This is a genomic window from Paraburkholderia sp. JPY465 (assembly GCF_050436725.1).
Taxonomy (GTDB): domain Bacteria; phylum Pseudomonadota; class Gammaproteobacteria; order Burkholderiales; family Burkholderiaceae; genus Paraburkholderia; species Paraburkholderia youngii.
In genome coordinates this window covers 3264082-3277442 of sequence record NZ_JBNDMT010000003.1, presented here as the reverse complement: position 1 = coordinate 3277442, position 13361 = coordinate 3264082, and the positions used below count along the sequence as shown (strand labels likewise).

The 13361-nt window shown below is 65.3% G+C and carries 13 protein-coding genes; all 13 read left to right on the top strand.

Annotated elements, in window-relative coordinates; all coding sequences use genetic code 11:
• The first annotated feature begins 670 nt into the window (after window positions 1-670).
• The 13 genes from flhD (at window position 671) to cheZ (ending at window position 13208) form a co-directional block, all read left to right on the top strand.
• Window positions 671-991, top strand: a complete 321-nt coding sequence (gene flhD / locus QFZ94_RS29780; RefSeq protein ID WP_176109964.1) for a flagellar transcriptional regulator FlhD — start codon at window positions 671-673, stop codon at window positions 989-991.
• Window positions 991-1641 (top strand): flagellar transcriptional regulator FlhC, encoded by a 651-nt coding sequence (flhC, locus tag QFZ94_RS29775; RefSeq protein WP_410852147.1) that lies wholly within the window; start codon window positions 991-993, stop codon window positions 1639-1641. The genes flhD and flhC overlap by 1 nt, the downstream gene beginning before the upstream one ends.
• 136 nt (window positions 1642-1777) lie before the next feature.
• Complete coding sequence (gene motA, locus QFZ94_RS29770; protein WP_368585652.1) at window positions 1778-2638, top strand: flagellar motor stator protein MotA; 861 nt, start codon at window positions 1778-1780, stop codon at window positions 2636-2638.
• Window positions 2639-2660: 22 nt separating this feature from the next.
• Entirely contained in the window at window positions 2661-3671 is a 1011-nt protein-coding gene (gene motB / locus QFZ94_RS29765; RefSeq protein ID WP_013090903.1) for a flagellar motor protein MotB, read from the top strand.
• Window positions 3672-3755: 84 nt separating this feature from the next.
• The gene (locus tag QFZ94_RS29760; RefSeq protein WP_176109968.1) at window positions 3756-4133 is read left to right on the top strand and encodes a response regulator; all 378 of its coding nucleotides are present in this window, start codon (window positions 3756-3758) and stop codon (window positions 4131-4133) included.
• 96 nt (window positions 4134-4229) lie between these two features.
• The gene (gene cheA / locus QFZ94_RS29755) at window positions 4230-6566 is read left to right on the top strand and encodes a chemotaxis protein CheA (protein WP_368585653.1); all 2337 of its coding nucleotides are present in this window, start codon (window positions 4230-4232) and stop codon (window positions 6564-6566) included.
• Window positions 6567-6644: 78 nt separating this feature from the next.
• A complete protein-coding gene (locus QFZ94_RS29750) occupies window positions 6645-7178 on the top strand; it encodes a chemotaxis protein CheW (RefSeq protein ID WP_368585654.1) in 534 nt (177 codons plus the stop codon).
• 39 nt (window positions 7179-7217) lie between these two features.
• Window positions 7218-9071 carry a methyl-accepting chemotaxis protein gene (locus QFZ94_RS29745; RefSeq protein ID WP_429461267.1) on the top strand — a complete coding sequence of 618 codons (1854 nt, stop codon included), beginning with the start codon at window positions 7218-7220 and terminating at the stop codon, window positions 9069-9071.
• A gap of 204 nt (window positions 9072-9275) precedes the next feature.
• Entirely contained in the window at window positions 9276-10238 is a 963-nt protein-coding gene (locus QFZ94_RS29740; protein ID WP_368585656.1) for a CheR family methyltransferase, read from the top strand.
• A complete protein-coding gene (cheD, locus tag QFZ94_RS29735; RefSeq protein ID WP_368585657.1) occupies window positions 10235-10948 on the top strand; it encodes a chemoreceptor glutamine deamidase CheD in 714 nt (237 codons plus the stop codon). The genes QFZ94_RS29740 and cheD overlap by 4 nt, the downstream gene beginning before the upstream one ends.
• 5 nt (window positions 10949-10953) lie before the next feature.
• Window positions 10954-12039, top strand: a complete 1086-nt coding sequence (locus tag QFZ94_RS29730) for a protein-glutamate methylesterase/protein-glutamine glutaminase (RefSeq protein WP_429461955.1) — start codon at window positions 10954-10956, stop codon at window positions 12037-12039.
• A gap of 61 nt (window positions 12040-12100) precedes the next feature.
• Window positions 12101-12496, top strand: a complete 396-nt coding sequence (gene cheY, locus QFZ94_RS29725) for a chemotaxis response regulator CheY (protein ID WP_368585658.1) — start codon at window positions 12101-12103, stop codon at window positions 12494-12496.
• 1 nt (window position 12497) lies between these two features.
• Window positions 12498-13208 carry a protein phosphatase CheZ gene (cheZ, locus tag QFZ94_RS29720; RefSeq protein WP_176109974.1) on the top strand — a complete coding sequence of 237 codons (711 nt, stop codon included), beginning with the start codon at window positions 12498-12500 and terminating at the stop codon, window positions 13206-13208.
• Window positions 13209-13361 lie beyond the last annotated feature (153 nt).

The following is a 13361-nucleotide window of genomic DNA, read 5'->3' as shown; positions in this document are numbered from 1 at the left end:
GCGCGGTTTCTCCCCGCCCGAAGGGTGGTCCGAAATAGGTATCGGGTAATCCCTTAGCCTCCATTATCGGGATCGACCGCGGTAATTCGAGTCATTTTTCAAACGCTTAATGTTGTTACAGCGCGAAACATGGACCGTTACAGCCTGGATACACAGTCCAATCGCAACCGTCCCATGATCGGCAAACGCAATTGCGCCGACTCAATCGAGCGCGCCACAGGGCGAAATGCACCGTAGCAAGCAGCGGACCCGGGGGTCGGATGAATGGAAAACGCGGGTAACGGAGGCGGATGGCAGGCGGGTGAAAACGTCTTATAATTCTTTTTTCACCGTTTTACGGTGCGGTGGTGAAATTCTAAAAACTCACCAACCGGTACACGCCGCAGCCGTAAATATTCCCAGCGCGCATCATCGGTCCCGCCCAGCGCCTCAATTCGTCCCAATTTGGGACTCGCCGCACCCTGACTTGTAGGAATTATTCCTACACAAATGACGGATTAATCCGTCATCCCGGTGGGGTGTCTCTCCGATTTTCGGCTGTGCCCCCTTTCGAGACAATGCTTGCAAGACCAGAGACGAGTCGATTCGCGCGGGTTAAGCGCGCGCGTTCGAGCAAACGTTTCCGCAAAAAAAATCGGCCTGACCAGCCGGGCATACGAACGGGGGAATCATGAGCACGACCAGCCACATGCTCAGTGAGATCAGAGAAGTCAACCTGTCCTATCTGCTGCTCGCCCAGCGTCTGCTGCGCGAAGACAAGCCGATGGGCATGTTCCGCATGGGTATTTCGGACCAGCTGGCCGACGTGCTCGCCAACCTGTCGTTGGCGCAGACCGTCAAGCTCGCGGCGTCCAACCAGATGCTGTGCCGCTTCCGCTTCGACGATCACGCGGTACTGTCCGCCCTCGCGGACAAGGACAAGTCGAGCGCGATCGCGCAAGCTCATTCGGCCATCCTGATGGCGAGCCAGCCGGTCGAGCAGCTCGGCTGATGGCCAGTAAGAGCGTCGTACTCGAAGCCCAACAAATCACCCTCGCGATCGAGCTGATCGAACTGGGCGCGCGTCTGCAATTGCTGGAGGCTGAAACCAGCCTGTCGCGCGACCGGCTCATCAAGCTGTACAAGGAACTGAAAGGGGTGTCGCCGCCCAAGGGCATGCTGCCGTTTTCGACCGACTGGTTCATGACCTGGCAGCCGAACTTTCATTCATCGCTGTTCTACAACATCTACCGTTTCATGGCCGGCTACGGCGGCTGCCGCGCGATCGAATCGATCGTGAAGAGCTACCGGCTGTATCTGGAGCACGTGCAGTTGCACGACGACGAGCCGGTGCTCAGTCTCACGCGCGCGTGGACGCTGGTGCGCTTCTTCGACTCGGGCATGCTGCAGCTGAGCGCCTGTCGCCGCTGCGGCGGCCACTTCGTCGCGCACGCGCACGATCCGCAGCACGCGTTCGTTTGCGGGCTGTGTCAGCCGCCGTCGCGCGCGGGCAAAACGAAAAAAGCAGCGCAAACGCGGGCCGAGCGGCAAACCGCCGTCGCCGGAATCCCGGCCGGAGTGCCGCAGGTGGCCGACACGCGGGCTCACGAGGTCCGCCGCACCGCTCCCACGCTCGACACCCTCGCCACCGCCGAAGTTTGAGCGGCGCACGTTGAGGCAGCGCAAGCCTCTGGTTTACACCGGACGCGAGCGCCGTCTTTTTCCCCAAAGTTTTCCGCCTCGGTGCCGTAAACCTGACTAACGACGGTGACCGTCGCATTTTTGTGAGGGCTCGGCAGTGCTGATATTCGTGGGAACACTCGTGACGCTGTTGTCCGTCTTCGGCGGTTACGCGCTGGAAGGGGGCCATCTCGGCGCGCTGCTGCAACCCGTTGAGGTGCTGATGATCGCCGGCGCCGGACTTGGCGCGTTCATTCTCGGTAACGGGATGAAGACGATCAAGGCGACACTGCGCGTCATTCCGACCCTGTTCAAGGGCGCGAAGTACAACAAGGACGTCTACATGGAGCTGATGGGGCTCCTGTACGTGCTGCTCGCGAAAGCGCGCAAGGAAGGCACGCTGACGCTCGAAGCCGACATCGACGATCCGTCGAAGAGCCCGATCTTCACGCAGTACCCGAAGATCCTCGCCGACAAGCACATCATCGAGTTCCTGACCGACTACCTGCGGCTGATGGTCGGCGGCAACATGAATGCGTTCGAGATCGAAAGCCTGATGGACGAGGAGATCGAAACGCACCATCAGGAAGGCGAGGCGCCCGCCCAGGCGCTGAGCAAGGTCGGCGACGCGATGCCGGCGTTCGGTATCGTCGCCGCGGTGATGGGCGTCGTGCACACGATGGCCTCGGCCGACAGGCCGCCCGCGGTGCTCGGCGAGATGATCGCGCAGGCGCTGGTCGGCACCTTCCTCGGCATTCTGCTTTCGTACGGGCTGATCGGACCGCTCGCGAGCGTCGCCGAACAGCGCGTGACCGAGTCCACCAAGATGTTCCAGTGCATCAAGGTGACGATCCTCGCGAGCCTGAACGGCTACGCGCCGGCGATCGCGGTCGAGTTCGGCCGCAAGGTGCTGTTCTCGACCGAGCGCCCGTCGTTCGCCGAGCTCGAAGAGCACGTGCGCCGCGTCAAGGCGAAATAAGGCGGCGACGGGAACCGAATCGATGAGCAGCAAGGACAAAGACCGCGCAATCGTTGTCAAGCGCTCGGCACCGAGGAAGCACGGTCATCACGGTGGCGCATGGAAGCTCGCCTACGCGGACTTCATGACCGCCATGATGGCGTTCTTCCTGCTGATGTGGCTGCTGAGCTCGGCCTCGACCGTGCAGCTGAAGGGCATCGCCGAGTACTTCAACCAGCCGCTAAAGATCACGCTGTGGGGCGGCGATCGCAGCGCCGAAGACTCGAGCATCCTGAAGGGCGGCGGGCGTGACATCTCGACCGACGCGCAGGGCGTGACCCGCTCGACCGACGGCAGCAGCAACCGCGCCGAGCGCACCGCGTCGCGCAACAACGAAGACTCGGTGAAGCAGCTGCAGGGCGAGCTCGAACGCCGCGAGCAGGTGCGCCTGCACGACCTGCAGGTCAAGCTGATGGCCGCGATCGAGGCGAACCCGGTGCTGCGCCAGTTCAAGCAGCAGATCCGCATCGACTCGACCCTGACCGGCCTGCGCATCGAGATCGTCGACTCGCAGAAGCGGCCGATGTTCGCGACCGCGCGCGACGTCGTCGAACCGTACATGCGCGACATTCTGCGCGAGATCGGCCACACGCTGAACGACGTGCCGAACCGCATCATCGTCCAGGGCCACACCGACGCCGTGCCGTACGCGGGCGGCGAGAAGGGCTATAGCAACTGGGAGCTGTCGGCCGACCGCGCGAACGCGTCGCGGCGCGAGCTGGTCGCGGGTGGCATGGACGAAGCGAAGGTGATGCGCGTGCTCGGCCTCGCGTCGACGCAGAACCTGAACAAGGCGGACCCCCTTGATCCGGAGAACCGTCGCATCAGCATCATCGTGTTGAACAAGAAGTCCGAGGCGGCGCTCGATCACGACGATTCGACGACGACCACGCTGTCGGACGACGCAGCCGGCTCGAAGCCGCTGCTGCAAAAACTTGCGCAGCCGGTGACGGCTGCACCGAAGTTGCCGGCGGCGGCGCCGCCGGCAAAGTAACAGACCGCGGCCGCCGGGCCGGGGCCCGCGCCCGAGCGGCGCGCCCCGCCAGGGCGGCCCAGTGTTTAGCGCAGCGAGGTTTTCATGATCAGGCACATCCTGGCAGTCGACGATTCGGCATCGATGCGGCAGATCCTCGCCGCGACGCTGACAGGCGCCGGCTATGAGGTCACGCTCGCGGCGGACGGCAACGAAGGGCTCGAAAACGCGCTCGCGATGGCGTTCGATCTAGTGTTGACCGACCAGCATATGCCCGGCAAGACCGGTCTCGATCTGATCACCGCGCTGCGCGGAAATCCAGCCTACCAGGCGACGCCCATCCTCGTCCTCACGACGGAATCGGGCGAGCCCTTCAAAGAGGCGGCGCGCGCAGCGGGTGCGACCGGCTGGATCGAAAAGCCGCTCGACCCGGACATGTTGACCGAGCTGGTGGCGGCGCTGGCCGAACCGGACCCGGATTGATCCGCGCATTCAATACCTTTAGACACAGTACAGATAGCTCTCGACGCGCCTCTCCGGCAACTCACGCCAGACAGGCACTCTCGCGGTGAACCAGGCATGACACTCGACATCACACAGTTCTATCAGACGTTCTTCGACGAAGCGGACGAACTGCTCGCGCAGATGGAGCAATTGCTGCTCAATCTCGACGTGGCCCGCCCGGACCCCGAAGACCTCGCGGCGATCTTTCGCGCCGCGCATTCGATCAAGGGCGGCGCGGCGACCTTCGGCTTCACCGCGCTCACCGAGACCACGCACATTCTCGAGTCGCTGCTCGATCGCGCGCGCAATAACGAGCTGGTGCTGCGCAAGGACATGATCGACACGTTCCTCGAAACCAAGGACGTGCTTTCCGGCCAGCTCGCCGACTACCGCGCGAGCGCCGAGCCCGACGCCGAGGTGGCGCGCGCGATCTGCGCGAAGCTCGAGCAGCTGCACGCGGAAAGCCGCATGGGCGGCGCGCCGGCAGCGGCAGCCGTCGAGCCCGCGCCGGTCGCGGCGCAGGCGGCAACCCAAACAACAACAGCAACAACCGCGGTACAGCAGCAAGGCGGCACCCCGCCCGAGCACGTCGTCGAACAGGCGGTGCAAATGGCGGGCGAATGGATGGACGGCGAACCGGCACAGACCGGGCAAGCCGCGGGCACGGACGACAGCGCCGGCCCACATCTGAAAATCACGCTACGGGGCGTGGGAGAGAAAGACCAGGAACTGCTCGCCGAAGAGCTGGGCAACCTGGGCAATATCGTCGGGCAGGTCAAGAGCGGCGGCGATCTGATGCTGTGGCTCTCGAGCGACGTACCCTCCGACGACATCATCGCCGTGTGCTGCTTCGTGATCGACGAAAGTCAGATCACGATCGGCCGCGGCACCGCGCCGGCGGACGACGCGCAGCAGGGCGAACCTGGAACGCCCGCCGCTGCCGCCGCTCCGGCACCGGCGCAAAGCGCGCCTGTCGCCCCCGCCGCTCCCGCGGCGCAAGCGCAGGCGCAGCCGGTCGTTCATGCGGAGCAGCCGGCATCGTCGGCTCCGGCGGCTCACGCCGCGGCGCCCGCAAGCGCGGCCAGTCACGCCGACAGCATCGAGCCGCCGCCAGCGCCGCCCGCGGCGGCTCCGGCGGCAGCCAAACCCGCTTCGGCCGGGTCCGCCGAACACGACCGCAAGGCGGCCCGCCCGGCCGCCGCGGCGGCGAGCGGCGAAGGCAGCTCGATTCGCGTCGGCGTCGAGAAGGTCGATCAGCTGATCAACCTGGTCGGCGAACTGGTGATCACGCAGGCGATGCTCGCGGAGACCACCAGCACGTTCGATCCGGCGCTGCACGACCGGCTCTTCAACGGCATGGCGCAGCTCGAGCGCAACGCCCGCGATCTGCAGGAAGCGGTGATGTCGATCCGCATGATGCCGATGGATTACGTATTCAGCCGCTTCCCGCGTCTGGTGCGCGATCTCGCGGCGAAACTCGGCAAGGAGGTCGAACTCGTCACCTTCGGTCAGGCGACCGAACTCGACAAGAGCCTCATCGAACGGATCATCGATCCGTTGACGCACCTCGTGCGCAACAGTCTCGACCACGGCATCGAAACCGTCGAGGCGCGGCGCGCGGCGGGCAAGGATTCGACCGGTCAGCTGGTGCTGTCGGCGGCCCACCATGGCGGCAACATCGTCATCGAGGTCAGCGACGACGGCGCGGGCCTGCGCCGCGACAAGATTCTCGCGAAGGCGGCCAAGCAGGGCATGCAGGTCAGCGAAACGATGACCGACGAGGAAGTCTGGAACCTGATCTTCCTGCCGGGCTTCTCGACCGCCGAGCAGGTCACCGACGTGTCCGGCCGCGGCGTCGGCATGGACGTGGTGAAGCGCAACATCCAGTCGATGGGCGGTCACGTCGAGATCACGTCGCACGCGGGCAAGGGCAGCACCACGCGGATCGTGCTGCCGCTCACGCTGGCGATTCTCGACGGCATGTCGGTGAAGGTCGGCAACGAGATCTTCATCCTGCCGCTGAACTTCGTGATGGAGTCGCTGCAGCCGCAAGCCGAAGACATCTACACGGTCGCCAACGGCGAGCGCGTGGTGCGCGTGCGCGGCGAATACCTGCCGCTCGTCGCGTTGCACGAGGTGTTCAACGTGTCGGAAGCGAAGCAGGAGCCGACCCAGGGCATCGTCACGATCATGCAGACCGAGGGACGGCGCTTCGCGATGCTGATCGACGAACTGGTCGGCCAGCAGCAGGTGGTCGTGAAGAATCTGGAAACGAATTACCGCAAGGTACACGGCATTTCCGCGGCGACCATTCTGGGCGACGGCAGCGTCGCGCTGATCGTGGACGTCGCGGCGCTGAACCGCGAAACGCGTCATGCGCATGGGCATGCGCAGGCGATGAGCCTCGCGTGACGCATGCAGCAAACGCCGCAATGACAGACATCGCAACACATCTTCAACTCAATTCATCCCAACCGTTTGGGGGCTAACGTGGCAGAAGTCCAATCCATCAATTCGAGCGTCGCAAACGCGAGCGGTACGAATGGCCGCCGCGACGCGCAGGCGGACGCCGGCGGTCAGGAATTCCTCGTCTTCACGCTCGGCGCGGAAGAGTACGGCATCGACATCCTGAAGGTGCAGGAAATCCGCGGCTACGACAACGTGACGCGCATTGCCAACGCGCCCGAGTTCATCAAGGGCGTGATCAACCTGCGCGGCATCATCGTGCCGATCGTCGATATGCGGATCAAGTTCCATCTGGGCCGCGTCGAGTACGACCATCAGACCGTCGTGATCATCCTGAACGTCGCGCATCGCGTGGTCGGGATGGTCGTGGACGGCGTGTCGGACGTGCTGACGCTGGCGATCGACCAGATCATGCCGGCGCCGGAATTCGGCGCGACGCTGACGACCGAATACCTGACCGGCCTCGGTACGGTCGACGGCCGCATGCTGATCCTGATGGACATCGAGAAGCTGATGACCAGCTCCGAGATGGCGCTGACCGAGACGCTCGGCGTCTGACGGCATGCAGCAACGGAACCCGGCACAAGGAGCATCAACATGCTGAGCAGGTGGTCGATCCGCACGTCGCTGACGATGGTGGGGATTCTTCTGGTGACGCTGACCGTGGCGGTCGGCGCGCTCGGGCTGACCGCGCTGAATCGCGCGAGCGGCTCGCTCGAACGCATCGCGCGCGGCGAACTGGTCGCGATTCATGCGCTCGACGACGCGTCGGCGTCTCTGCTGCGCGCGCGCATCGCGATCGAACGCTTCAACACGCTGACGGCCGCCGGCAAGGCGGACGAGGCGAAGAAGGCACTCGATCGCGCGCAGGAGCTGCTCGGCAAGAGCAATCAGAGCTGGCAGGCGTATCTCGACGCGCCGAAGCACGGCGTCGAGCAGCCCTTGCTCGACGATGTGCTCGCCAAACATACGACGGTGATGCACGACGGCGTCGACGTCGAATTCGCCGCGTTGAATGCGAACAATCTCGACGCGTATCACGCGGTCGCGGACACCAAGATCAGCCCGATGTTCATCGCCTACGACGCGGCGGCCGCCGCGGTGATCCAGGCGCTGCAGCGGAGCGTGGCCGATCAGGAGGCGAGCGCGCAGTCGAACACATCGCTGATGATCACGCTGATCAGCGTGATTACGGTGTTCGCGCTGCTGGTGGTGGTCGGCATCAGCTTCGCGCTGCGCGGGCTCATCGTGCAGCCGCTGAAAGACGCGACCGCGTGCTTCGAGCGGATCGCCGCGGGCGACCTGTCCACCCCGGTCGAGGCATTCAGCAACAACGAAATCGGCCGCCTGTTCGCGGGCATCAAGCGGATGCAGGAAAGCCTCGCGACGATGCTGCGCGCAGTGCGCAGCGGTACCGAATCGATCGACACCGGCGCGCGCGAAATCGCGATGGGCAACACCGATCTGTCGCAGCGCACCGAGCAGCAGGCGGCGTCGCTGCAGGAAACCGCGTCGAGCATGGATCAGCTGACCGGCACCGTGCGGCAGAACACCGAGAACGCGCGCCAGGCGAGCCAGCTCGCCGTCAACGCGTCGGACATCGCGACGCGCGGCGGCGAGGTGGTGAGCCAGGTCGTCACGACGATGCAGGAAATCGCGACCAGTTCGAACAAGGTCGTCGACATCATCGGCGTGATCGAGGGCATCGCGTTCCAGACCAACATCCTCGCGCTGAACGCGGCGGTCGAAGCCGCGCGCGCTGGCGAACAGGGCCGCGGCTTCGCGGTGGTCGCGGGCGAAGTGCGCAGCCTCGCGCAGCGCAGCGCGAGCGCCGCGAAAGAGATCAAGGAGCTGATCGGCGATTCGGCCGACAAGGTGAAGAGCGGCTCCGAACTGGTCGGCCGCGCGGGCACGACGATGGACGAAATCGTCCAAGCGGTGCGTCGCGTGACCGACATCATGGGCGAGATCAGCGCGGCGTCGGAAGAGCAGTCGAGCGGCATCGAGCAGGTCAATCGCGCGGTCGTGCAGATGGATTCGGTCACGCAGCAGAACGCGGCGCTGGTCGAACAGGCGGCCGCCGCGGCGGCGTCGCTCGAAGACCAGACGCGCCAGTTGCAGGCGGTGCTGAGTGGCTGGAAGGTGACCGGCGGCACACCGGCGCGTCAAAGCGCACCGGCGACGCCGCGTTCGCAAGCCTCCGCGCAGTTCGCCAAGGCCGCACCGCAAGCAGCGAGCGCGGCGACGCCGGTGAACCCGGCCGGCGCGAGCAGCGAAGCGAAGGCAACCGCTGCGGCCCCGGCCCAGCACGAGGCAGCCGCACGAGTCGAACCGGCACTGAAGTCCAGGCCGGCCGCAGCAGCGGCTCGCGCGACGACCGACACGCCCGCGCGCGCCGCTCCGGCGAGCACGGCGAAGGCAAGCTCGGACGCGGACTGGGAAACGTTTTAGGCAACGGCAGAGTGATATGTGGTCAACCGGCATCGCGCCCGCGGATGGGCGAAGCATCGAAGCACGCGCAGCACGCGTGTCGCGAGCCGGCCGTATGGCGATGGTACTCGCGGGAGGGCGCGACCCCGCGAAGACAATTCCTACCTCCCAGCCAGTCCGGCTGGGCGGCGAGCGTGATGGCTCATATCGCAGACAGGAATTTTGATGATGGCAACGCGCGCAACACAACGCCCCGTGCGGGCGGCACCTGACGGCATCGAGCCGGCCAGGTCCGTCGAGACGGGACGCGATTTCGAATTCACGGCGGCGGATTTCGCCCGCATCCGCGATCTGATTCATCGCGTGGCGGGCATCTCGCTGTCGGACCACAAGCGCGACATGGCGTATAGCCGCCTCGCGCGACGCTTGCGGGCGCGCGGCATCGATACGTTCCGCCAGTATCTCGATCTGCTCGAAGCGGAAAACGATCCGGCCGAGTGGGAAGCGTTCACCAATGCGCTGACCACCAACCTGACCGCGTTCTTCCGCGAAGCCCATCACTTTCCGATCCTCGCCGAGTTCGTGCCGCGCCGGTCGCAACCGGTGTCCGTGTGGTGCTCGGCGGCATCGACCGGCGAGGAGCCGTACTCGATCGCGATGACGCTGATCGAGGCGCTCGGCGAGACCGGCGCGCGCCAGGCGTCGGTGCTCGCGACCGACATCGACACCCAGGTGCTCGCGAAGGCCGAGGCCGGCGTCTACCAGTTCGATCAGGTCAAGCACCTGTCCCCCGAGCGCCTGAAGCGCTTCTTCCTGAAGGGCACGGGTGCGCATGCGGGGATGGTCAAGGTGCGTCCCGAAGTGCGCGCGCTCGTGCGCTTCGAGCAACTGAACCTGACCGATCGCGATTACCAGTTGCGCACGCAGTTCGACGCGATCTTCTGCCGCAACGTGATGATCTATTTCGACAAGCCGACGCAGGCGCAGGTGCTGGCGCGCTTCGAGCCGCTGGTGAAGCCGGGCGGCCTGCTGTTCGCCGGTCATTCGGAGAACTTCACGTACGTGACGCAGGCGTTTCGACTGCGCGGCCAGACCGTCTATGAACTGACGCGCGACACCAGCGGCGCGCGCGCGCCGTCGCGCGCGAACGCGCATGACGCACATCAGGCGAGCGGGGTGGCCGCATGAGCAGCACGCTGCCGATCGCTACCAACCTGTACTACGACAACCACTTCCAGCGCCCCGGCGTGAAGCTGTTGCCCAACGAGTTCTACACGACGAGCGAAGACATGGTGCTCGTGACCGTACTCGGCTCGTGCGTCGCGGCCTGCATCCAGGACCGCACCGCGGGCATCGGCGGCATGAATCACTTCATGCTGCCGGACGACGGCGCGGACGTCGCGCAGGCCGCGTCGGACTCGATGCGCTACGGCGCGTACGCGATGGAAGTGCTGATCAACGAACTGATCAAGGCGGGCGGCCGGCGCGAGCGCTTCGAGGCCAAGGTGTTCGGCGGCGGCGCGGTGCTCGCGGGTATGACGACGATGAACATCGGCGACCGCAACTCGGAGTTCGTGCGCCGCTATCTGGCCACCGAAAAGATCCGCATCGTCGCCGAGGACCTGCAGGGCTCGCATCCGCGCAAGGTCGCGTTCATGCCGCGCACCGGTCAGGTGATGGTGAAGAAATTGCGCTTGCAACAGGAAGCGGGCGTCGCCGAGCGCGAACAGGCGCTCGTGCGGCAGAGCGCCGAAGCGCGCGCCGAGCGGCTCGCCGCGGCGCGCAGCCGGGTCGAGCTGTTCGCGAAGCCGGCCGCCGCGCGGCCGAAAATCGAACTGTTCGGCGCGAGCCCGCGCCCGACTTATTCCAACAACGCCAGAACCACAGAGGAGGCGTGAGCGCTGTGCAAAAGATCAAGGTATTGTGCGTCGACGATTCGGCGCTGATCCGCAGCCTGATGACCGAGATCATCAATGGCCAGCCGGACATGACGGTGGTGGCGACGGCGCCCGATCCGCTCGTCGCGCGCGAGCTCATCAAGCAGCACAACCCGGACGTGCTGACGCTCGACGTCGAAATGCCGCGCATGGACGGCCTCGATTTTCTCGAGAAGCTGATGCGTCTGCGGCCGATGCCGGTCGTGATGGTGTCGTCGCTGACCGAGCGCGGCAACGAAATCACGCTGCGCGCGCTCGAACTCGGCGCGGTCGATTTCGTGACCAAGCCGAAGGTCGGCATTCGCGACGGCATGCTGGACTACGCGGAAAAGCTCGCCGACAAGGTTCGCGCGGCGGCCCGCGCGCGCGTGCGCCAGGCGGCGCCCGCGCAGCAGGCCACCCAGGCGGCGCACGCGCCGGTCGGCTCCGCGCCGCTTTTCAACAACCCGCTGCTGAGTACCGAGAAGCTGGTCATCGTCGGTGCGTCAACGGGCGGCACCGAGGCGATTCGCGAAGTGCTGGTGCCGCTGCCGCCCGATGCGCCCGCGGTGCTTATCGCGCAGCACATGCCGCCGGGCTTTACGAAATCTTTTGCGCAACGCCTCAATGGTTTGTGCCGGATTACCGTTAAAGAAGCAGAGCACGGCGAGCGGGTGCTGCCGGGGCACGCATACATCGCGCCGGGCCACGCGCATCTGTTGCTCGCGAGGAGCGGTGCGAACTATATTGCGCATCTGTCCGACGACCCGCCGGTGAACCGGCATCGTCCGTCGGTCGATGTGCTGTTCCGCTCGGCCGCGCAGCACGCGGGCAAGAACGCGGTCGGCGTGATTCTGACCGGCATGGGGCGCGACGGCGCGGCCGGTCTGCTGGAGATGAGAAAGGCGGGTGCCTACACGCTGGCGCAGGACGAGGCGAGCTGCATCGTGTTCGGCATGCCGCGCGAGGCGATCGCGCTCGGTGCGGCCGACGAAATCGCCTCGCTGCCGGACATGAGCCGGCGCGTGATGGCGCGTTTGTCGTCGATGGGTGACCGCGTTCAGCGGGTATGATGCGTGCCGGATGGAATGACGCGGTTCAACGCCGCAACATGGATCAAGCAAAGGGAAAGAAATGGATAAGGGAATGAAGATTCTGGTGGTTGACGATTTTCCGACGATGCGCCGGATCGTCCGCAACCTGCTGAAGGAACTGGGCTACTCGAACGTCGACGAGGCGGAAGACGGCGCGGCCGGTCTCGCGCGTCTGCGCAGCGGCAACTACGAGTTCGTGATCTCGGACTGGAACATGCCGAACCTCGACGGCCTCGCGATGCTGAAGGAAATTCGCGCCGACGCGAGCCTCGCGCATCTGCCGGTGCTGATGGTGACGGCCGAGTCGAAGAAGGAAAACATCATCGCGGCGGCGCAGGCCGGCGCGAGCGGTTACGTCGTCAAGCCGTTCACGGCCGCGACGCTCGACGAGAAGCTCAACAAGATCCTCGAGAAGATGGCGAAAGCCGGGAGCTGACGTGACGCCGCCGACCCAAACGCCTGGCGCCGAAGCGGGCAGCGATAGCGGCGACTTCGCGTCGGACCGCATCCTTGCCCGTATCGGTCAACTGACGCGCACGTTGCGCGATTCGATGCGCGAGCTCGGGCTCGACAAGCACGTCGAGCGCGCGGCCGAAGCCGTGCCCGATGCGCGCGACCGGCTGAAGTACATCGCCAACATGACCGAGCAGGCCGCCGAGCGCGTGCTGTCGGCGATCGACATCGCGAAGCCGATCCAGGAGCAGTTGCAGAAAGACGCGTGCACGCTCGACGCGCGCTGGGAGCAGTGGTACGCGGCGCCGATCGAACGCGAGGAAGTGCGCGCGCTGATGAACGACACGCGCACCTTCCTGCGCGGCGTGCCCGACTCGACCAGCGCGACCAACTCGCAGCTGATGGAGATCATGCTCGCGCAGGACTTCCAGGATCTGACCGGCCAGGTGATCAAGAAGATCACCGAGGTCGTCTATCTGATCGAGCAGCAGCTGCTCGGCGTGCTGGTCGAAAACATCGCGCTCGAACGGCGCGAGCAGTTCGCGGCGCACGCGGCGGCTCTGAAGGCCGAGGTGTCGTCGACGGGCAGCCCCGAGCATCTGCTCAACGGTCCGCAGATCAATCCGGAAGGCAAGACCGATGTGGTCCAGGATCAGTCGCAGGTCGACGATCTGCTTGCGAGCCTCGGTTTCTGAGCAAACGATTCGGCCCGGCAAGCGCGCCGGGCTGGTGCTTTCTCCGCGATTTATGCCAAACACGCGGTCAATCGGCACCGACTCCACATCTTCTTTACGATTTCCTGCTAGTAATAGCCGGTAAATCGCACGTGCGGGCGCACCTTGCGCCGG